This is a genomic window from Caldanaerobacter sp. (assembly GCF_049701115.1).
Classification (GTDB): domain Bacteria; phylum Bacillota; class Thermoanaerobacteria; order Thermoanaerobacterales; family Thermoanaerobacteraceae; genus Thermoanaerobacter.
Genome location: NZ_JBNATX010000018.1, coordinates 18001 through 39810, shown reverse-complemented (window position 1 = coordinate 39810; position 21810 = coordinate 18001). Strand labels below are relative to the sequence as shown.

General features: G+C 38.0%; 17 protein-coding genes, 1 tRNA gene and 1 riboswitch. Of the genes, 16 read left to right on the top strand and 2 right to left on the bottom strand.

What is annotated here, in order from left to right; all coding sequences use genetic code 11:
- Positions 1 to 236 precede the first annotated feature (236 nt).
- Entirely contained in the window at positions 237 to 2291 is a 2055-nt protein-coding gene (locus ACPLVE_RS06760; protein ID WP_424610806.1) for a methyl-accepting chemotaxis protein, read from the top strand.
- Between the two features lie 27 nt (positions 2292 to 2318).
- Here the strand turns inward: ACPLVE_RS06760 and ACPLVE_RS06755 are convergent.
- A tRNA-Arg gene (locus tag ACPLVE_RS06755) sits at positions 2319 to 2394 on the bottom strand.
- Positions 2395 to 2508: 114 nt separating this feature from the next.
- On the opposite strand from ACPLVE_RS06755, the gene ACPLVE_RS06750 reads away from it, so the two are divergent.
- Entirely contained in the window at positions 2509 to 3102 is a 594-nt protein-coding gene (locus tag ACPLVE_RS06750; protein ID WP_424610805.1) for a 50S ribosomal protein L25/general stress protein Ctc, read from the top strand.
- Between the two features lie 24 nt (positions 3103 to 3126).
- On the opposite strand, the gene lysA is transcribed toward ACPLVE_RS06750, so the two are convergent.
- A complete protein-coding gene (lysA, locus tag ACPLVE_RS06745) occupies positions 3127 to 4464 on the bottom strand; it encodes a diaminopimelate decarboxylase (protein WP_424610804.1) in 1338 nt (445 codons plus the stop codon).
- A 123-nt stretch (positions 4465 to 4587) separates the two neighbouring features.
- A riboswitch (Lysine riboswitch) is annotated at positions 4588 to 4777 on the bottom strand.
- 113 nt (positions 4778 to 4890) lie between these two features.
- Here lysA and ACPLVE_RS06740 point away from each other — a divergent pair.
- The 14 genes from ACPLVE_RS06740 (at position 4891) to ACPLVE_RS06675 (ending at position 21805) form a co-directional block, all read left to right on the top strand.
- Positions 4891 to 5355, top strand: a complete 465-nt coding sequence (locus ACPLVE_RS06740; protein WP_424610807.1) for a CBO0543 family protein — start codon at positions 4891 to 4893, stop codon at positions 5353 to 5355.
- 200 nt (positions 5356 to 5555) lie between these two features.
- Positions 5556 to 6719 (top strand): ABC transporter ATP-binding protein, encoded by a 1164-nt coding sequence (locus ACPLVE_RS06735; RefSeq protein WP_424610803.1) that lies wholly within the window; start codon positions 5556 to 5558, stop codon positions 6717 to 6719.
- A 131-nt stretch (positions 6720 to 6850) separates the two neighbouring features.
- Positions 6851 to 7906, top strand: a complete 1056-nt coding sequence (locus ACPLVE_RS06730) for a PucR family transcriptional regulator (RefSeq protein ID WP_424610802.1) — start codon at positions 6851 to 6853, stop codon at positions 7904 to 7906.
- A 6-nt stretch (positions 7907 to 7912) separates the two neighbouring features.
- Positions 7913 to 8599, top strand: a complete 687-nt coding sequence (ftsE, locus tag ACPLVE_RS06725; RefSeq protein ID WP_424610801.1) for a cell division ATP-binding protein FtsE — start codon at positions 7913 to 7915, stop codon at positions 8597 to 8599.
- The gene (gene ftsX / locus ACPLVE_RS06720) at positions 8589 to 9476 is read left to right on the top strand and encodes a permease-like cell division protein FtsX (RefSeq protein WP_424610800.1); all 888 of its coding nucleotides are present in this window, start codon (positions 8589 to 8591) and stop codon (positions 9474 to 9476) included. The genes ftsE and ftsX overlap by 11 nt, the downstream gene beginning before the upstream one ends.
- A 22-nt stretch (positions 9477 to 9498) precedes the next feature.
- Positions 9499 to 10638 carry a murein hydrolase activator EnvC family protein gene (locus tag ACPLVE_RS06715; RefSeq protein WP_424610799.1) on the top strand — a complete coding sequence of 380 codons (1140 nt, stop codon included), beginning with the start codon at positions 9499 to 9501 and terminating at the stop codon, positions 10636 to 10638.
- A gap of 67 nt (positions 10639 to 10705) precedes the next feature.
- Positions 10706 to 11902, top strand: coding sequence for a S41 family peptidase (locus tag ACPLVE_RS06710; RefSeq protein ID WP_424610798.1), 1197 nt, complete (start codon positions 10706 to 10708; stop codon positions 11900 to 11902).
- A gap of 9 nt (positions 11903 to 11911) precedes the next feature.
- Positions 11912 to 13156: a PDZ domain-containing protein gene (locus ACPLVE_RS06705; RefSeq protein ID WP_424610797.1), complete on the top strand. Its 1245-nt coding sequence runs from the start codon at positions 11912 to 11914 to the stop codon at positions 13154 to 13156.
- A gap of 13 nt (positions 13157 to 13169) precedes the next feature.
- On the top strand, positions 13170 to 13895 hold the full coding sequence (locus tag ACPLVE_RS06700) for a 2-phosphosulfolactate phosphatase family protein (protein ID WP_424610796.1): 726 nt from the start codon (positions 13170 to 13172) through the stop codon (positions 13893 to 13895).
- A 66-nt stretch (positions 13896 to 13961) separates the two neighbouring features.
- Positions 13962 to 15950 carry an excinuclease ABC subunit UvrB gene (gene uvrB / locus ACPLVE_RS06695; protein WP_424610795.1) on the top strand — a complete coding sequence of 663 codons (1989 nt, stop codon included), beginning with the start codon at positions 13962 to 13964 and terminating at the stop codon, positions 15948 to 15950.
- 8 nt (positions 15951 to 15958) lie between these two features.
- Positions 15959 to 18742, top strand: coding sequence for an excinuclease ABC subunit UvrA (uvrA, locus tag ACPLVE_RS06690; RefSeq protein WP_424610794.1), 2784 nt, complete (start codon positions 15959 to 15961; stop codon positions 18740 to 18742).
- Positions 18743 to 18751: 9 nt separating this feature from the next.
- The gene (locus ACPLVE_RS06685) at positions 18752 to 19150 is read left to right on the top strand and encodes an FHA domain-containing protein (protein ID WP_424610793.1); all 399 of its coding nucleotides are present in this window, start codon (positions 18752 to 18754) and stop codon (positions 19148 to 19150) included.
- 11 nt (positions 19151 to 19161) lie between these two features.
- On the top strand, positions 19162 to 20406 hold the full coding sequence (locus ACPLVE_RS06680; RefSeq protein ID WP_424610792.1) for an FtsW/RodA/SpoVE family cell cycle protein: 1245 nt from the start codon (positions 19162 to 19164) through the stop codon (positions 20404 to 20406).
- The gene (locus ACPLVE_RS06675) at positions 20381 to 21805 is read left to right on the top strand and encodes a peptidoglycan D,D-transpeptidase FtsI family protein (RefSeq protein ID WP_424610791.1); all 1425 of its coding nucleotides are present in this window, start codon (positions 20381 to 20383) and stop codon (positions 21803 to 21805) included. The genes ACPLVE_RS06680 and ACPLVE_RS06675 overlap by 26 nt, the downstream gene beginning before the upstream one ends.
- The last annotated feature ends 5 nt before the right edge of the window (positions 21806 to 21810 follow it).

Here is a 21810-nt window from a genome sequence, read left to right as displayed (position 1 = left end):
ACAACAAGTCGCATTTACACACAAAATGCCACTTCTTTATTTTGTCAACAGTCTGTAAGCTCCTATTTTTCAATGGGAGCTTAAATTTTATTTTTCAAGAAAAAATAGAATTTCCCCTTATGGGAGAGTTATAAATATTTTTCAGTTTCTTTTTAATTTAAAAAATTGAAAAATTTGTCCTGAAGAGTTATAATATATTCTATACAACCGATTGCACAGTTTAGGGAGGTATACATATGAAAGAAATTGAGAAAACACAAAAGAAAAAGAAAAAGAAAGAAAAAGGGTTATTCAGCGCAGGGATATTTATAAAATTAATGGGATTTATAGCATTTATAATCCTTGTTCCTCTTGCTTTTACAGGATATATGTCTACCCATAAAGCAATAGAAATATTGCAAAACAATATAAGTCTTTCAAATAAAGATACCCTTGGCTTGATAAATAATTATGTTGAACTTTTTAAGAATGATATTGAAACCCAGCTTACTATTCTGGCAGCTAATAAACAGCTTTCGGATTTTGGACAGGGAAATTTTGAGGTGAATAAAAAAGAACTACAGGACTTGTTTAGTACGGTTTTAAAGACGAAAAATTCGAAAATATCTCTTATCTATTTTGTAACGCCTGATAAAAAGATGATACAATCTCCGGACCTTCCTCTTGACCCAAATTATGACCCTACTGCAGAAGAATGGTATAAAAAAGCCATTGAGAACCCCGATGAAATAATCTGGACTGGTCCTTATAACAATACTGGAACAAATGGGGGAGTTATTACAGTTTCAAAAGCGGTTAGAACTTCACCGACTTCTGCTGCATCGGATTTAGCGGGGGTTTTGGCTTTTGATATAAATCTGGATTCTTTGTCAAGGATGATTTCTTCTATTAAGGTGGGACAAACAGGAAATGTGTACTTAATTTCAAACGACGGGATTGTAATCGCCGATAAAAATAGAAAAAGTCTTTTTTCTAACATAAATAAATACGATTACGGCAAAAAAATTCTTACCACAGAGGGTAGCTTCCAATATACGGAAGGAGGTATAAAAAAGATTGCATTTGTTGAGACCTTAAGCAATTTTGGATGGAAGGCAGCTATAACCATAGAAGCTTCAGAATTGTCAGATAAAACTTCCCTTATAAAAAACAACACGATAATTTTTAGTATAATAAGTCTTTTTATAGGTGTATTGATAGCTTACTTTTTCTCAAAAAGCCTTACTTCAAAAATGGCGACAATAATGATAGCCATGAATAAGGCTGCAAGTGGTGATATGAGAGAAAAAGTTTCGATTAACTCAAATGATGAACTAGGGAAATTGGCTTTAAGTTTTAATTTAATGATAGATGGGATAAAGGACTTAGCGTCAAATGTGATAAGTGCGGCTAATGTTTTACATGAGCACTCTAAGCGGGTATCCTTGGCTTCAAGTGAAGCTGAGAGAGTTGCAAATGAAATTGTCAATGCCATGGAGGAAATAGCAAGAGGTGCTCAGGAACAGGCTAAAGACGCTGAGAAAGCGGCGACAATTACGAACCTCTTAAGTCAAGACCTAGATATAGCCATGAAAAATTCGAAAAATATTGAAAAAGAAACTGAAACAGTCACAACAGCAGCAAAGGTAGGTTTAGAGAACATAGAAGAATTGAATGAAAGGACGGAAATTGCAGGGAAAATGCATCGGAGAATAGAGGATTCAACTTTTTATCTTAAAAAGAAATCCTTTGAGATAGGTAAAATTGTGGAGACGATAAGAGATATAGCAAATCAGACCAATCTCCTGTCTTTGAATGCTGCAATTGAAGCTGCTCGAGCAGGAGAGGTGGGAAAAGGATTTGCTGTGGTAGCTGACGAAGTAAGAAAATTAGCAAATCAATCTTCAGAAGCAGCTAAAAATATAGAATCTATTATAAAAGATATTCAACAAAACATAGAGGATACTCATGAGATTGTTGAGGAAGCAAGTAAAGCCATAGCAGAACAAGAAGTTGCCTTATCAAAAACAGTCAATACCTTTTATGGTATTCAACAAGCAGTAGAAAAAATTGCAGGAGAACTTTTTAGACTTAATAATTCTATGGAAAAGATTTCCCAGAGAAGGTCCGAAATGCTAGAGGCTATACAAAACATTGCAGCAGTAACTGAAGAAACAGCAGCATCAACCCAGGAGGTATCTTCTACTACAGAAGAGCAAAAACATGTGATAGAACAGATATCAAAGATAACTCAGGATTTAAATGGTATTGCAGATGCATTGATGAAATTTGTAAATGGATTTAAAATTTAAATTTGTATGATGCTTTGAATATTATTCTGGTGCGCCTGGCAGGAATCGAACCTGCGACCTCTCGGTCCGGAGCCGAACGCTCTATCCACTGAGCTACAGGCGCACGCTTTCCAAATTAAAGTTTACTATGAAAAAGTGAAACTGTCAAACAGATTTGATATTATTTATACATGATGGTAAAATAGTATTTGAAAACTAAATAAAGAGGAGGGAGAAGATGCAGGCAATTACACTTGAGGCTATAAAAAGGGAAACAGGTAAAAGTGCTGCTCGCCGATTGAAAAATCAAGGGTATGTTCCTGCTATTATGTACGGGAAGGACATGACAGAGAATATTCCTCTGGCTGTTGAGTATACTAAACTACAGAAACTTTTACAGAAATATGGGAGAAATGTATTGCTCAATGTGGTAGTGAACGGGACTACACACACGGCTCTTATAAAAGAAATTCAAGAAGATACTTTGAAAGGTAAAATAATACATGTAGATTTTCAGAGGGTGTCTATGTACGAGGAGATTGAGGCTACTGTGCCTTTGAAATTTGAGGGAATTGGCCTCATTGAAAGCAAGGGCGGGATTGTACAGCATCAGCTCTGGGAGTTGACAGTAGAGAGCTTGCCGGACAAAATACCTCAGGAAATTGTAGTGGATTTGAGCCACTTGGAGATAGGAGATACGCTTTTTGTAAAAGATATTCCTGTTCCTGAGGGTGTAAAGGTGCTAGATGATCCAGAAGAGGTTGTAGTATCCATACTTGTTCCAAAAGAAACTATTGAAGAAGAGGAAGGCGAGACACAAACAGAGGCTTAAAAAGAGAGGGGAACCCCTCTCTTTTTAGTAATTTACTATTTTTCTTTTTGTACCTGATAACCTTTCGGGTATAACGTCTTTTTTTATTAAGTCTTCATAAGTCTCTCTTTCTACTATTACATCAGCCTGTCCGTTAGAAACTAATACTGCTGCAGGTCTTGGCAGCCTGTTATAATTGCTAGCCATGGAATAGTTGTAGGCTCCTGTTGAAAGGACTGCTAGTATGTCTCCTTCTTCGATTTCGGGAAGAAGAATGTCCCATATGAGCATGTCGCCAGATTCACACAATTTTCCAGCGATAGATACTTTCTCTACCCTTGGAAGCATTGCTTTGTTTGCTACGATAGCTTCGTATTTTGCTCCGTATAAAGCAGTACGTATATTATCAGACATTCCTCCATCCACTGCCACATATTTTCTTACGCCTGGTATTTCCTTTATTGCTCCAACGGTATAAAGAGTTGTCCCGGCATTGCCAATTATGGATCTGCCTGGTTCTACGATTATTTTAGGCATTTTTACATTCAATGAAACGGAGTATTCTTTCACAGCTTGCATCATTTCGCGGGCTATTTTTTCAATGGGTTGAGGATCGTCTTCTTCTGTGTAGGCTATTCCAAATCCCCCACCCAAATCTAGTTCTTCTACTTCCCAGCCAAGAAACTCCTTGATGAGTTTTATAAAATTCATCATTATTTCTACTTCGGCTTTATAAGAAGAAGAATCAAAAATTTGGGAGCCTATATGCGAATGGACCCCTACTAAATTCACGTTTCTTAAAGAAAGAGCATATTCAATAGCCCTCATTGCATCCCCGTTAAAAAGAGGAAATCCAAATTTTGAATCTATTTGCCCGGTTTTTACATACTGATGAGTATGAGCTTCTATTCCAGGGGATACTCTTATATAGATATTAGGAACTCTGTTCATTTTGCCTGCAAGGTCATTTAGAAGATTAAGTTCGTGCCAGTTATCTACTATTATCCTTCCTATATTGTTTTCTAAAGCCATTTGAAGTTCTTCTTTGGACTTATTGTTGCCGTGAAAATAGATTTTCTCTGGAGGAAATCCTGCTTTTAGTGCTGTATAAAGTTCTCCACCTGATACTACATCAAGGCCCAAATTTTCTTCTTCAATTATCTTACATATAGCCATTGTCATGAAAGCTTTGCTGGCGTAGATCACTTCGTTTCCTGGATAATCTCTTTTAAAGCTATTGTAAAAAGCTCTGCAATTTTGCCTTAAGAGTTCCTCGTCTATTACGTAAAGCGGAGTTCCAAACTTTTTAGCTAAGGCAACCGTGTCACATCCGCCTATTTCGAGATGTCCTTTTGAATTTATCCTCATTGTTCCTTGTAGCATATTCTCAACCTCATTTACTTTAATAATTTAAATTATAAAATTACAAGACAAAATAAAATACAGCCAAGTATTACCTTAGCTGTCTATTTGAGTCACAGACATAGGCAATACCTCCTTCCCCCGTAGCGAGATAGCTCTCCACTGAAGACCTGGGGAGCCTTCAGTGACAGTCCTATGCCTGTTCGGCATAGGCCCAGCTGCGTAAACCTTAAGGAAGTTTACGCGCTTCGGCGGGCACCCCTTTCACATACCTTCATCGGCCCTTAACACCTCTGGCATGCTACTCTTGATGACCCGCGCCTCTACCTCACCTTCAAAGAAGATGAGGTATTTTTATTCGATTTTTTAAATATCATATCATTTATGAAAATTGCTGTCAAGATATTTTCAAAAAAAGGGCAAAATAAATTTAAAGAGGTGAGAAAATTGTACTGGATAGCTACCTTTGTGATTTCATGGATTATTTTTTGGGCTATAGTGGATTTAAGACATATTAAGTATACCGTGTGGGGAGGAGTGATAGCGGTTATTTTTCAGCTTACAGTAGATGAAATAGCTACTTCATTGAATTTGTACTCATTTTCTGACCCCGTTGTGACGATTTTGAAGTCAAGTTTCTTCTTTACTTTTGGGGCGCCTTTTTGCATAGGCGTACTATATGCACAAACTTATCCAAAAAGAAAAATTTTGCAGCTTGTCAATCTTTTCATGCTGACCTTTATGTTTTTTATAATGGAGTATTCTCTTCACAGGGTAGGAGCTTTAAAGTATACAAATTGGAATTACATTTATAGTCTTGTCGTGGACTTAGGAGCTCTTCTCGCTATTGGCCAACTTATAAACCTATTGCAGTTATCTCCCTGGATGAGGAGGAAAGAAAATGAGAGATAAAATGTTCTGGGTTTTGATGGCAGTAGATGGAGTTTTGGTTTACCTTTGGTTCAAGTTTTTAGATAAATTTCAAAAATATTGATTTTTATGTATGTATATTGTACAAAAATTTAACTAAATTATCATGCCTACTGCCTATAGAAAACAGAGGAAAACAGTATTATAATAAAACCAAACGTTTTCGAATAGGGGGAAAAGGAATGGCTGAGGTAGTGCTCAAACATGTATATAAGGTCTATCCAGGCGGTGTAACCGCGGTTAAAGATTTTAATTTAGAGATTGCTGACAAAGAATTTATAGTTCTGGTAGGTCCTTCTGGATGCGGAAAGACTACTACTTTGAGGATGATAGCAGGTCTTGAAGAAATCACAAGCGGAGAACTTTATATTGACGGGAAATTAGTGAATGACGTGCCGCCCAAGGACAGAGATATTGCTATGGTTTTCCAGAACTATGCTCTTTATCCTCATATGACAGTGTATGATAACATGGCTTTTGGGTTAAAGCTTAGAAAAGTTCCAAGAGCAGAAATCGATAGAAAAGTAAAAGAAGCAGCCAGGATATTAGGACTTGAAGAGCTTCTCAATAGAAAGCCAAAAGCATTGTCTGGCGGTCAAAGACAGAGAGTAGCTTTAGGTCGCGCAATAGTCAGAAATCCAAAAGTGTTTTTGATGGATGAGCCGCTTTCAAACTTAGATGCAAAGTTGAGAGTACAAATGAGGACAGAGCTCAAGAAATTACATGAGAGGTTACAGACCACTTTTATTTATGTAACTCACGACCAAACAGAAGCTATGACGATGGGTACAAGAATAGTTGTTATGAAAGATGGAGTTATACAACAGGTAGATGAGCCACAGGTTATTTATGACTATCCCAACAATCTGTTTGTTGCTGGGTTTATTGGAAGTCCTCAAATGAATTTTATAGATGCAAGGTTAGAAAACAGAGAGGGGAAAGTTTATGCTACTTTTAAGGGATATAGTATACTGATTCCTGAAGGAATCCTTAAAAGATTGAAGGATACAAGCTATATAGGAAAAGAAATAGTACTTGGAATCAGACCTGAAGATTTACACGACGAAGAGGTGTTTTTAGAAGCTTATCCGGAAGCTGTTGTAGAGGCAAAAGTCGATGTTACAGAGCTTATGGGTTCAGAGACTTACTTGTACCTCGATGTAAATGGAGTTCCTTTGACGGCAAGAGTTGATCCAAGGACCAGAGCAAAATCCGGCGATGTAATCAAGATTGGCTTTGATGTAAACAAACTTCACATGTTTGATAAAGAAACCGAAATGACAATATTGAATAGAACAGTGAAAGAATCGCCGATTGTTATTGAGGATAAAAAAGCAAGTTCATGAAGGTAAAAGAGGCTTATAAGGCCTCTTTATTTTTTTGACATAATACCACATAAATTTACTTTTGCCTCTTATTTCTTATAGAAAATAGTGTATAATTGTTGTATACTAAGAAATAGGAACGGGTGAGTGAAATGATAGACAAAGAATTAATCGAAAAAATTGGGAAAGATTTTGAAGGGTATTTTGGAGGCCCCCTTTACATACTTGATGCGGAAGGCAATTTAATATATGGAGAAGAAGATTTTTTTGAAAAAAAAGAAGGATTTTTAGACCTACTGGTAGAATATATTGAAGAAAGAAATATATATAACGTAGGAGAATTTACATGTTATAACATTTTTCATAACAATATACTATTTTTTGTAATCCTTTTAAGAGGTAAAGAGGAAGAAGCAAAGAGGACCTTATTAGCCTTAAGCCTTCTTTTTAAATATATGATTAAAGATGCTTCTCAAGAGGATTATCTAATTAATCTTCTTGAAAATAAGTTACCTCCCACTTTAATTTCCTATTATGCTGAGAAGTACAGAATAAATCGGAACGCAAAATACCATTTGGTAATTGTTGAAACGGAAAATGAAATAGAAGATGCTATCAAGATAGTGCTAAATATCTTTGAGAAAAAAGAAGCTAAGATATTAAAAATCAGTGAAGATAGGTTTGTGGTGATTTTTCCTCATAAGGGATTGGAAGACTTACCACAGCGAATGAGAACTATAAAAGACATGATTGAGTCAGAAGGCTATCTTAAAAACGTGAAAGTAGCTGCTTCTTTATCTTCCTTTTCTTTTGATAATCTCCATTTGGCTTATAAAGAAGCGGAAAAAGCCCTGTTTTTTGGTAAAAAGCTTGAAAGGGAAAGAGGTATTTATCTTTATCAAGATTATATTTACTCGGAGTTCTTATGGGGGATAGAAAAGGAGAAAGTAGAAGAATTTTTAAAGAATTCTCACATAGGAGAAGAGCTTTTAAAAGATGAAGAATTAATGCAGACTTTGAACGCTTTTTTTAGAAATAACTTGAATTTAAGTGAGACTGCAAGGGACCTTTATATACATAGAAATACACTTGTGTATCGCCTGGACAAGGTTTTAAAGATTTCCGGGCTTGATGCCCGAAAATTTGACGAAGCTTTGATTCTTAAATTGGCGATTACTTTAGCGAGACTATATGATATCACGAGGTGAAATGAGTTGATAAAGTTTATAAACGTTTCTAAAAAATATGAGAAAGGAGTTATCGCCCTTTCAAATATCAATTTCGAAATTGAAAGCGGAGAATTTGTCTTTATAGTTGGACCAAGTGGTGCAGGGAAATCTACTTTGATAAAGCTTTTATTAAAAGAAGAAGAACCTACTTCTGGAACGATTATTGTTAATAAAAAAGATATAACTAAAATGAGGAGAAAAGAGATTCCCTATTTGAGAAGAAGTATGGGTGTTGTTTTTCAAGACTTTAGGCTTTTGCCAAATAAGACCGTCTTTGAAAATGTAGCTTTTGCGATGGAAGTAGTAGGTGCTCATCCGAAGGAAATAAGGAGAAAAGTGCCGATGGTCCTTTCATTGGTAGGTCTAAGCGATAAGGCAGACCAGTATCCTCAACAGCTTTCTGGCGGAGAGCAACAAAGGGTTGCACTGGCAAGAGCTATTGTTAACGACCCTTCTATTTTGATAGCAGATGAACCCACAGGCAATTTAGATCCAGATACTTCTTGGGAGATTGTGAAACTCATGGCAGAGATAAATAAAAGAGGAACGACCGTGGTGATGGCTACTCACGCCAAGGATATAGTCGATGCCATGAAGAAAAGGGTTATAGCTTTAGAAAAAGGAAACATAGTAAGGGATGAAGCAAGGGGTGTGTACGGTTATGCTCTTTAGAAATATCAGGTACTTTATAAGAGAGGGCTTTAGCAATTTAGCAAGAAATAGATTGATGACAATAGCTTCTATCACCTCCGTGATGGCGGCTCTTGTGATACTTGGTATGTTTCTGCTGATAATATTAAATGTAAATCACATGGCATATCAGGTTGAATCTCAGTTGGAGCTTAAGGCTTTTCTAAAAGATGGACTGACGGAGGAAGAGATAAATAAGATAGGTGAAGAAATAAAAAGCATAGATGGTGTTTCTTCTGTGGTCTTCGAATCAAAAGAACAAGCCTTGGAAAAGTTTAAAAAACAGTTAGGAGAAAAAAGTTATCTCTTAGAAGGTCTTGAAAAAGACAATCCACTTCCCCAATCTTATATAATAAAGGTTAAAGATGCTAATCTTATAAAAAATGTTGCCGATGATATAAAAGGGATAAAGGGCATTGAACAGGTGAGTTATGGACAAGACGTAGTAGAAAAACTTCTCGCCATAATAAGAGTGGTAAGGATTGCAGGGCTTGCTATAATAAGTATTCTCTTTGTTATCTCCATTGTTATCATTTCAAATACTATTAAATTAGGAGTTTTTGCACGAAGAAGAGAAATAAACATAATGAAGTATATAGGTGCTACAGATTGGTTTATAAGATGGCCTTTTTTAATAGAAGGTGTGGTACTGGGTTTGCTGGGAGCATTGCTTTCTGTAGCAGTTTTAGCTTTGATGTACGGGTATACTTTGGATTATGTAAGCAATCGGTTAGTAGTCTTTGATTTACTTCCTTTATCTGCGATTATTAAGGACATGGCTCTTTATTTTGCAGTTATAGGAGCTTTAATAGGCGCTGTTGGAAGCGGCCTTTCTATAAAAAGGTTCTTAAATGTATAAAATTTACAAGGGGGAAGTGACATTGCAGAAGTACAGATTGAAGTGGATAGTGTTTGCTGCTGTTTTTCTTTTTACTGCTCTTTTAAGCTCCTATCCTAAAGCTGACCAGCTGCAGGACGCTAAAAACAAGCTAAATCAAATTCAAAAAACTCTGGTGGAGACAAAAAAGAAAAAACAGGAGATAATCAATCAAAAAAATGACATCGAAACTCAATTAAAAGAGCTGGATAAGAAGTTAAACATTACTTCACAGCAACTGGCCGATGCTCAGAAAAAGTTACAGGAAATAACGGCCAAACTGGAAAAGACAAGGAACGATCTTGAAGAAGCCAAAAAGAAAGAAAAAGAGCAGTATGACACTATGAAAGAACGAATAAAAGCCATGTACATAAGCGGTGAATGGGGATACCTCGATGTACTTTTAAACGCCACAAGCTTTGCGGATTTTATCACAAGACTTGATATTGTTAAATGTATAGTGGACTTCGATGCTAACCTTTTTGATACTTACAAGAAACAGAGGGAACTGATAGCAGAAAAAGAAAAACAGCTGGCAGCCATGCAAAAAGAAGCTCAAAGCTATAAGAATCAGATAGCAGCAAGACAGAGAGAGATTCAAGTGGCCATGGCTTCGCGGGAGAGTTTGATGAGAGACCTTGAAAGACAGAGAAAATATTATGAAGAACAGGAAGACAAACTTTTGAGGGAATCTGCACAACTTGAAAAAGTGATTCAAGAGCTTCAAAGGAAGTCGAAGCTTAAATACAGTGGCGGAAAACTCCTATGGCCGGTTCCTTCAAGTGACTTGATAACCTCTCCTTTTGGTATGAGATTACATCCTATTTTGGGAACTTACAGAATGCACACAGGAATTGATATAGCTGCGCAGACAGGTGCCGATATTGTTGCAGCAGCAGATGGACAGGTTATATTTTCAGGCTATTACGGAGGCTATGGTTATGCTGTCATAATTGACCATGGAGATGGGATTTCTACCCTTTATGCTCACTGTTCGGCTCTTTTAGTGCATGAGGGAGACAGTGTTAAAAGAGGACAAGTTATAGCAAGGATAGGAAGTACAGGCCTTTCTACAGGACCTCACCTTCATTTTGAAGTGAGAAAAAATGGTGTACCAGTGAATCCCATAGACTGGCTTAGATAGCCTGTCTGTTTTTTTTATTGAGAGAATGTTGTATAATAAAAAGGAGACTAAAAAAGGTGGGGGAAAGATGTCAAAAAAGAAATATTACGTGTTGTTGGCTATTCTTCTTATAGTGACAAATGTGCTTACATTTTTTATAGCAAACACCGTCTCTATAGCTCTTCCTGGTGGTAAAGTGCTCATTTCCCAGAAGGAGTATCAAATGCTCAATCAGTACAAAAAACTTTTTGAAGTAGCTAATATTTTAGAGAATAGATATGTAGACAAGGTGAATTCTTCTATCCTTTTAGAAGGCGCTTTAAAAGGTATGGCCAGTTCTCTTGGGGATCCATATACAGTATACATGAACAAGAAAGAGTTTGCTGATTTTATGACGCAGACAACAGGTACTTACGGAGGAATAGGTATAATAGTAGCTGTAGACCAGGAAGACCACATTGTAGTAGTTTCTCCTATAAAGAATACTCCTGGGGAAAGGGCAGGAATCAAATCTGGCGATATAATATTAGAAGTAAATGGCAAGAAAGTGAGCGGCAAAAATTTAGACGAAGCCGTTTCTATGATGAGGGGTCCGAAGGGTACTCAGGTTACTATAACTATAATGAGGGACGGAAAGACTTTTACAAAAACTATAACAAGAGAAATAATAAAACTAGAAACAGTTTTTGACTACATGCTGCCTGACAAAATTGGATATATTAAGATAACTCTTTTTGATCAAAGCACTTCTTCCGATTTCAAAAAGGCTTTGGAGCGCCTTAAAAAAGACGGTATGAAAGGACTCATAATTGATTTAAGAGATAATCCAGGTGGGCTTTTAGAAGAATGTGTGAATATAGCGGATATGCTTTTGCCTAAAGGGGTTATCGTTACTACAAAGGGAAGGGCAGAAAGTCAAGAGTTTTATTCAAAAGGGCCGGGATTGGGATTACCTCTGGCTGTGCTTGTTAATAAAGGAAGCGCCAGTGCTTCTGAGATTTTAGCAGGTGCCATCAAGGATAGAAAGGCTGGAGTGCTAGTAGGTACCACTACTTTTGGTAAAGGCCTAGTACAGACCGTTGTAAATTTTGGAGATGGGACAGGACTTAAATACACTGTAGCGAGATACTATACTCCAAACGGAACAGATATACAGGGAAGGGGTATTGAACCTAATTATGTAGTTGAATTGCCTAAGGACTACACTTTAAAGGATACCCCTGACTTAAAAGGGGATACTCAGCTTATAAAAGCTTATGAGATTATAAAGTCTGAAATAAAGTAGGGTGTGAGGATGAATACAATTTTACAGGTTACCTGGATTGTAATAGAGACTATTGCTCTTTCTGTTTTTTCTCCTTTTTTTTGGGTGGTAATAATACTTGTAATAATGCAGTACAGAAACAAAGTAGCCATAGAGAGGGAAATAATGGGGATAGAGCAAGAGCCAATAAAAGAACTTGTACTTGATTCGGTCTTTTATGGAGTAATTGCTGCAACTATAGGCAGCTTAATAATGGTTTTTTTAGGGATAACAATTGAAAACATAGGGCTTCAATACGTTTGGCCTTTAGCTATACTTCTTATGTTTATAAGCCCGAGATATATTTGTTTTTCTTACTCAGGAGGGATTGTATCCCTGGTAAGCCTTATATTTGGTACCCCTAAGATAAGTGTTCCTGCTCTAATGGCTATTGTAGGGATTCTCCACCTCATGGAAAGCCTTCTTATATACATAGACGGTTGGAGAATTCCTACTCCAATTTTTATAAAGCTCAAGGATGGAAGAATTGCCGGCGGTTTTACAATGCAGAAATTCTGGCCTATACCTTTTGCAGCTTTAACAGTAGTCAGTGCCGCTAATATATCAGGAGAATTAATTCATATGCCGGAGTGGTGGCCTGTGTTAAGGCCAGAAGGTATAGACCCTTCTACAGCAGTTTTTTTGATAATTCCTGCTGTAGCGGCTTTAGGATATGGAGATTTGGCACTTACTAGGCTTCCTGAAGAAAAAACAAGGCTTTCTTCCAAACGATTGTTTTTCTTCAGCGGTATGCTTATACTTTTTTCAGTCATTGGAATTTATGAGAGAATTTTTCAATACGTGGCGGCGATATTTGCTCCTGTGGCTCATGAGTTTTTAATAATAATAGGGCAGAGAGAGGAAAAGGACAAACCTCCTATATTTGTTGCTCCTGATAGAGGGCTTATGGTTCTTACTACCGCTAAGGATTCTCCAGCCAGGCGAATGGGTATAAAGCCAGGGGATGTTATTTTAACTGTAAATGGGGTTTATGTGAATGAACCGGATGACATAATAAGAGTATTAGAAGAAAGGCCTAAAATCCTGTGGATTACTGTAAAAGATATGGAGGGGAATTATACTAACTACGAATACAGAGACGAAGAAGGAGTATATAGTTTAGGGATCTTAGTAGTACCTAAAACAGTGGGAATTGTTTATGATATAAACGAAGATGGAATTATTTTGAGAAAACTTAAGACATTCTTTAAAAATATCTTTAAAAAGGGAGAATAAGGGGGATTGTAGAGTGTTCTTGCAGACATACGAAACTTATAATTCTGTTAATGACAAGGATTTAAAAGACAAAAATGTAGTTGTCATAGATACGCTTAGAGCTACAAGTGTCATAACTACTGCTCTATTTAGTGGAGCAAAGGAGGTTATACCTGTTTCAGAGGTAGAGGAAGCAATAGAACTTTCAAAAAACTTTGACAGAGGTACATTTTTGCTGGCAGGAGAGAGGAATTCTCAGAAGATAGAAGGGTTTGACCTTTCTAACTCTCCTTTAGAATATGTGCCAGAAAAAGTTAAGGGGAAGACCATAATCTTTACTACTACAAACGGGACTAGAGCTTTAAAAAAAGTTGCTTCTGCTGAAGAAGTGATTTTAGGCTGTCTTTTGAATGTCTCGGCTGTTGCAAGATATATATCTAAGAGCAACAAGGATACAGTGATTGTCTGTGCTGGAACTGAAGGAAAATTTTCTTTTGACGACATCATAACTGCCGGTGCTATATACGAAAAACTCCAAAATCTTATAGATTTTGAGAGTGATGACCTGTCAAAAGCCAGTTATTTTCTTTACAAGCCCTATGAAAGCAACCTTTATGACATAATGAGATACGGACATCATTTGAGGAGATTGGAAGAGCTGGGTTATACTGAAGATATTAAATTTTGCTTGACAGTAGACAAATTTGATATAGTGCCGAAACTCAAAAATGGGATAGTGAGGACCTCGCAGGACTTTTAAAATTTGTGCTGAGGGGTCCTTTGTGCTATAATATTACAATAAACCAAATGCAAAGAGGGTATTGGTATGGGAGGCTTTAAGCTGGTTTCAGATTTCAAACCTACGGGTGACCAGCCTCAGGCGATTGAAAAACTGGTAGAAGGAGTAAAGTGTGGCTATAGATATCAGACGCTTTTAGGAGTTACAGGTTCAGGTAAGACTTTCACTATGGCAAACATCATAGCCCGCTTGAATAGGCCTACCCTGGTGATTGCTCACAACAAAACTCTTGCTGCACAGCTTTACAGCGAGTTTAAAGAATTCTTTCCAGAAAATGCTGTAGAGTATTTTGTGAGCTATTACGACTATTACCAGCCGGAAGCTTATGTTCCTGAAACCGACACTTACATTGAAAAAGATGCTTCCATAAATGAAGAGATTGACAAGTTGAGGCACTCGGCAACTGCTGCGCTCTTTGAAAGAAGAGATGTTATAATTGTTGCCAGTGTCTCTTGTATATACGGCTTAGGTGATCCTATAGATTACGAAAATTTAATGCTTTCATTAAGGCCCGGGATGGTAAAAGACAGAGATGAGATAATAAGAAAACTGGTGGAAATTCAGTACGAAAGAAACGATATAAACTTTACAAGAGGGAAGTTCAGAGTAAGAGGCGATGTCATAGAAGTATTTCCCGCTTCCTTTTCAAATAAAGCTATAAGGATAGAGCTTTTTGGTGATGAGATAGACAGAATAGCGGAAATAGATGTGCTAACAGGAGAAGTTTTAGGGTACAGAAAGCATGTGGCTATTTTTCCTGCTTCCCACTATGCCACATCAAGGGACAAGCTAGAAAGGGCTATAAAAAGCATAAGGGAAGAGCTTGAAGAGAGATATAAAGAGTTAAAAGAAATGGGGAAAATTGTAGAAGCAGAGAGATTATGGCAGAGGACTAATTACGACCTTGAGATGTTACAAGAGATGGGCTACTGTAAGGGAATAGAAAATTATTCGCGACACATATCTGGGAGGCCTCCAGGGAGTCCTCCTTATACACTGCTTGATTACTTTCCTGAGGATTTCCTCATATTCATAGATGAGTCTCATGTTACTATTCCTCAGCTGCGGGGGATGTATAACGGCGATAGGTCCAGAAAAGAGGCACTGGTGGAATACGGTTTTAGGCTTCCTTCTGCCTATGATAACAGGCCTCTTACTTTTGAGGAGTTTGAACAAAGGGTAAATCAGGTCATCTTCGTATCAGCAACCCCTGGACCCTATGAGATGGAACATTCTGAACAGGTGGTGGAACAGCTCATAAGGCCCACAGGGCTTGTAGACCCGGAGGTGATTGTGAGACCTGTGAAAGGGCAGGTAGACGATTTAATAGCGGAAATAAGGAAGACTGTTGCAAAAGGGTATAGGGTTTTAGTTACAACTTTGACTAAAAAGATGGCGGAGGATTTGACAGACTACTTAAAAGAAATGGGAATAAGAGTGAGATATTTACATTCAGATATAGAGACAATTGAGAGGGTAGAAATCATAAGGGATCTGAGATTGGGCAAATTTGACGTTTTAATAGGCATAAATCTCTTGAGAGAAGGGCTTGATATTCCGGAGGTTGCACTGGTGGCTATTTTGGATGCGGATAAAGAAGGATTCTTGAGGTCAGAGACTTCTCTTATACAGACGATAGGCCGTGCAGCGAGAAACGCTGAAGGAAGAGTTATAATGTATGCTGATACAATAACAAATTCTATGAGAAGAGCTATAGATGAGACAAATAGGAGAAGAAAAATTCAAATGGAGTACAATGCGAAGTACGGCATAGTGCCAAAGACAGTAGTAAAAGGAGTAAGGGATGTCATACAGGCAACACAGGTGGCTGAAGAGGAGGAAAAGTATGAAAAGGCAGCTTATTCTTACGATCCCGATGTGATAAAGTCTACCATAGAACAGCTTGAAAAAGAGATGAGGCAGGCGGCAATAGAACTTCAGTTTGAAAAAGCTGCAAAATTGAGAGACATGATATTTGAACTTAGGAAACAACTGGAGGAAGTTAGCTTGAGGTGAAGAAAAGTATGGCAAAAGACAAAATCGTAATAAAGGGAGCAAGGGTACACAACCTGAAGAATATAGATTTGGAAATTCCAAGGGATAAGCTCACTGTTATCACCGGATTGTCGGGTTCTGGGAAATCTTCTTTGGCTTTTGATACCATTTATGCAGAGGGACAAAGGAGGTATGTGGAGTCCCTTTCGGCTTATGCAAGACAATTTTTGGGTCAAATGGATAAGCCTGATGTGGATTATATAGAAGGGTTGTCTCCTGCGATTTCTATAGACCAAAAAACTACTACTAAAAATCCTCGATCTACAGTGGGCACCATAACAGAAATTTACGATTATCTTCGCCTTTTATATGCCAGAGTTGGAACTCCCCACTGCCCTATATGTGGGCGAGAGATAACGATGCAGACGATTGACCAGATGGTAGACAAGGTAAAAGAGCTGCCGGAGGGAACGAGGATTCAAATCCTGGCTCCCGTGGTGAGAGGAAGAAAAGGGGAGTATTCAAAACTTTTGGCAGACATAAAAAAGAGCGGTTATGTGAGAGTGAAGATTGATGGCATAATGTACGATGTAAATGAGGAGATAAAACTTGACAAAAACAAAAAGCACACAATAGAAGTCGTGGTAGACAGGATAATAATGAAGCCTGGAATTGACATGAGGCTTACAGATTCAATAGAGACCGCTTTGAAACTGGCAGATGGCCTTGTCACAATTGATGTCATAGACGGAGAGAGTTTTACTCTGTCTGAAAAATATGCTTGCCCTGTGTGCAATGTTAGCATTGAAGAGCTTTCTCCTAGAATGTTTTCTTTTAACAGCCCTTATGGCGCATGTCCCGTCTGCATGGGATTAGGAGAGTTCATGAAGGTAGATCCGGAACTTTTGATACAGGACCCTAAAAGGTCTCTTGCCACAGGAGTTTTTCCAGGAATTGTGGCCTCACAGGGAAGCTATGCTTATTATAACATACTCAGGATAATAGAGTACTTTGGGTATACCGAGTACACCCCTTATGAGGAATTCAGTGAAGACTTAAAGAGTGTGCTCCTATACGGAAAAGACACGAAAGGGAAATCTTACGGTTTTGAAGGGATAGTCAATAATTTAGAAAGGAGATATGAAAACAGTACCTCCGATTTTACAAAGGAAGAAATAGAAAAATATATGAGACCTGTCACGTGTCCTGCTTGCAATGGTGCAAGGTTAAAGCCAGAAGCCCTTGCTGTCACGGTTGGGGGCCTTTCTATAAAAGAAATGACAGACCTCACTATAGGAGAGTTATTGAAATTTATAGACAACCTTAAATTTTCAGAGAAGCAGGAGATGATAGCTCGCCCTATTTTGAAGGAAATAAAAGCAAGGCTTAATTTTCTTGTGGACGTAGGACTTGACTATCTCACACTTTCAAGGCCTGCATCTACTCTATCCGGCGGAGAAGCTCAGAGGATAAGGCTTGCAAGTCAGATAGGTTCAGGGCTTGTGGGGGTTACCTATATACTGGATGAGCCAAGCATTGGGCTTCACCAGAGAGACAACCAAAGACTCATAAACTCTCTCAAGAGGTTAAGAGACCAAGGCAATACGGTTATAGTAGTAGAACATGATGAGGAGACCATTTATGCCGCAGACTATATAGTAGACATAGGTCCAGGAGCGGGAGAGCATGGCGGAGAAGTTGTAGTAGCAGGCACCATTGAAGATGTACTGAAATGTGAGAGATCGCTTACTGGACAGTATTTAAGTGGTAAAATAAAGATAGAAGTGCCAGAAAAAAGAAGGAAGCCCAATGGAAAGGCTATTATAGTGAGAGGAGCAAAGGAAAATAATTTAAAAAACATAGATGTGGAATTTCCTTTGGGAGTTTTTATATGTGTGACAGGGGTATCAGGTTCAGGTAAGAGTACTCTTGTCAACGAAATACTTTATAAAGCCCTGGCACAGAAAATTTACAAAGCAAAGGACAAACCCGGAAAGCACGACAGAATAGAAGGTATAGAGCACATAGACAAGGTGATAAATATTGACCAGTCTCCTATAGGAAGAACTCCTCGTTCAAATCCAGCGACTTACACTGGAGTGTTTGACTATATAAGGGAAGTATTTGCCAATACTCCTGAAGCTAGAATGAGGGGTTACAAGCCTGGAAGATTTAGTTTTAACGTAAAAGGTGGAAGATGTGAAGCTTGTGGTGGCGATGGCATAATAAAAATTGAGATGAATTTTCTGCCAGATGTATATGTGCCTTGTGAGGTTTGTAAAGGCAAAAGGTATAACAGGGAAACTTTAGAAGTAAAATACAAAGGAAAGAATATAGCAGACGTCCTAGATATGACTGTTGAGGAAGCTTTGGAATTTTTTGAAAATATCCCTCGAATAAAGAACAAACTTATGACACTCTACGAGGTAGGACTTGGGTATATAAAGCTTGGGCAACCTTCTACTCAGCTATCTGGAGGAGAAGCTCAGAGGGTAAAACTCGCTACAGAGCTTTCAAAGAGGCCTACAGGAAGAACTTTGTATATTTTAGATGAGCCTACGACGGGCCTTCACTTTGCTGATATACACAAGCTCCTTAACGTTTTAAACAAATTGACAGATGCAGGTAATACTGTAATAGTAATAGAACACAATTTGGATGTTATTAAAAGTGCAGATTATATAATAGACCTGGGGCCAGAAGGTGGAGACAGAGGAGGAATGGTGATAGCTACAGGAACTCCGGAAGAGGTTGCAGCTAATGAAAATTCATATACGGGATGGTTCTTAAGAAAAGTCCTTTCTCGAAATTGAGGTGAATTTATGTTTTATATTTTGTCTCAAATTTTAAAATATGTGCTTATTTTTTTGATTTACCTTTTTTTGTACAGGGTTTTTAAGATAATATATATGGACATAAAAGGGGTCAGAAGGGAAAGGCAGCTGACTTCTGCCAAGCTTTCTTTTTTGACTGGAGAAGGGACTTTTTCTCTTTTTGAGGTTACCTCTATCGGAAGGTCTGACGAGTGTGACATAGTCATAGAAAGCCCTTATGTTTCTGCTAAACACGCTTTGATTAGGAAAAAAGGTAAAAGATTTTATATAGAGGATTTAAATAGTACAAATGGCACCTTTGTAAATGGTAAGAGGGTGAAGGTCGCAAGAATCAAAAGTGGCGACATAATCACTCTTGGTGATGTCGATTTAAAGTTTATAGTTTAGGGTGAAATGATATGGATGAATATGTAAGAACAGGTTCTAAGGCCTTGAAGGACGTGTTATGGATATTTGTGATAGCTTTTGCACTTTTATTTATGCACAGAAAGCCGGAGGAAACTACCACCATATATTACACTCTGGCTTTTCCCATTTTAATTTTTATTGTTTATTATTTGCATGTTAGACTTTTTCCGCTGGGGGAGATACAATTTGTAATTCTTACTGCCTTCTTGACTGAAATGGGCCTTATAATGATATATAGAGTTGCTCCAGAACTTCTTGTAAAGCAGATAATATGGATTGCTATAGGTTTTGCTCTTTATTTCATGGCTTCATTTCTTTTTAAACATTACGGATGGCTTTACAATTTAAAGTACGGAGAGTATATCTATATTCTTTTGGCAATCAGCCTTATAATTGCCCCACTTTTTTTGGGAAGAGAAATAGGGGGTGCGAAAAACTGGCTTACTTTTGATGGGATATATGTGCAGCCTGCAGAAGCCGCAAAAGTTATATATATAATCTTTCTTGCCAGGTACTTAAAAGATAAAAAAGATTTAAAAAATATCCTTATACTGGGAGCTATTGCGATAGGAATTGCTGGCATTTTTGCTTTAGAAAAAGATCTAGGGATGGCTTTTTTGTTTTACACTACCACGGTCCTCATGGTTTTCTTAGTGACTTCTAACCTTTTTTATGTAGCCTCAGGATTTGGACTTATGGCGATTGGTGGTATTTTGGCTTATTTTCTCTTTGGGCATGTAAGGGTGAGGATTGAAGCCTGGTTAAATCCTTGGATGGATGTACCAGGAAAGACTTATCAAATCGTCCAGTCCCTTTTCGCAATTGCCGCAGGGGGCTTTTTTGGGACAGGGCTTTTTATGGGGCATCCCGAGTACATCCCTGTTGTGGCAAGTGACTTCATATTCTCTGCCATCTGTGAGGAATTTGGTATTTTAGGAGGAATTGCTATAATATTGGTGTACTTTGTTATAATGTACAGAGGGATTAAGGTGGCTTTGGAGGCAAAAGATGAGTTTGGTACTTTGTTATCAGCAGGTCTTATTTCCATGTTTAGCCTTCAAGTTTTTACTATTATAGGGGGAGTCATAAAGTTCATACCTCTTACAGGAGTTACATTGCCTTTTGTGAGCTACGGAGGAAGTTCAATGGTAATGAGCTTTTTTACACTGGGAATGCTAAATGGCATTTCTGTTGGAGAGGAGGAAGAGAGTGTCCAGTTTGAAGCGCAATATTAAAATACTCTTTGGCATTTTTGGCCTCCTCTTTTTTAGTTTGATCGCTTACTTAACGTATTTTCAACTGTATGAAAGGGATAAATTAATTACCAGTTCTTACAGTGTTTACAATAGGAGGCTCATAGAGCAAGAAAAGAAAATCTTAAGGGGTAGCATTCTTGATAGAAATGGCATTGTGCTTGCAAAAAGCGTGATAGAAGCTGATGGGACGCAAAAGAGAATTTACCTAGATGGACCTGCCTTTGCGCAGGTGATAGGATATAGCCGCAGGATATATCAGCAGGGTAGCACCGGTATTGAAAGGGCTTATGACAGGGAACTGCTTGGCATGGTGGGTTCTGATCCGATGGTGCTTTTGAGAAAACTTGTTTTAGGGAAAGGTCAGATAGGGGATAATGTCTACCTCACCATAGATAAGACTCTTCAGGATTTGGCTTACAGGGAAATGGAAGGTAAAAAAGGTGCTGTAGTTGCATTAAATCCTAAAACCGGAGAAATACTTGCAATGGTATCTACTCCTTCTTATGACCCCAATCTTCTCGATAAAGATTGGGAAAAGATAATGACAAGTCCTGAACATGTAGTTTTGAATAGAGCGACTCAAGGCCTTTATCCTCCGGGGTCTACTTTTAAAATAATAACAACTGCTGCAGTTTTGACCTATATGCCAGAACTTTTTAAAGAGGTGTATGACTGCAAAGGTTATGTGATAGTGGATGGCAGTAAAATAAGTGATTTTGGAGGTATTGCTCACGGTAAAGAAAATTATGAAAGAGCTTTTTATGTGTCTTGTAACTCTTTTTTCATAGAAATAGGCCTTAAGCTTGGTATTGACAATTTAGAGAAGATGGCTTATGCTTTTGGATTGAACCAAAGAGTTCCTTTAGAAATTGACACGGCGAAAAATTACTTTCCCCCAATTGATGGAAAAGTTGCTTTAGCAGAGACTTCAATAGGGCAGGGGAAAATTCTTGTCACTCCGCTTACAATGGCTTTAGCTGTTTCTGCTGTTGCCAATGATGGAGTCATAATGAAACCTTATTTGATGAAATATGTAGTGGACCCTCTTTCGGGTACTGTAATAGAGAGGAATACTAGCGATAAATATTTGACTCCTATAACAAAAGAAGTAGCCGACGTGATAAAAAACCTCATGATAGGTGTAGTGGAAAATCCAGAAGGTACTGGCAAGGCAGCACAGATACCGGGTATTAGAGTGGCAGGGAAAACCGGCACCGCTGAAAATCCGTTTGGTGCTCCTCATGCCTGGTTTGTGGCTTTTGCACCTGCCGAAAATCCAGAGATAGCTGTAGCCGTTGTTGTTGAAAATGGCGGGGAAGGCGGAAAAGTGGCGGCACCTATTGCAAGAGACATAATAAAGGCTTATCTTTCGAGGTGAGAGAG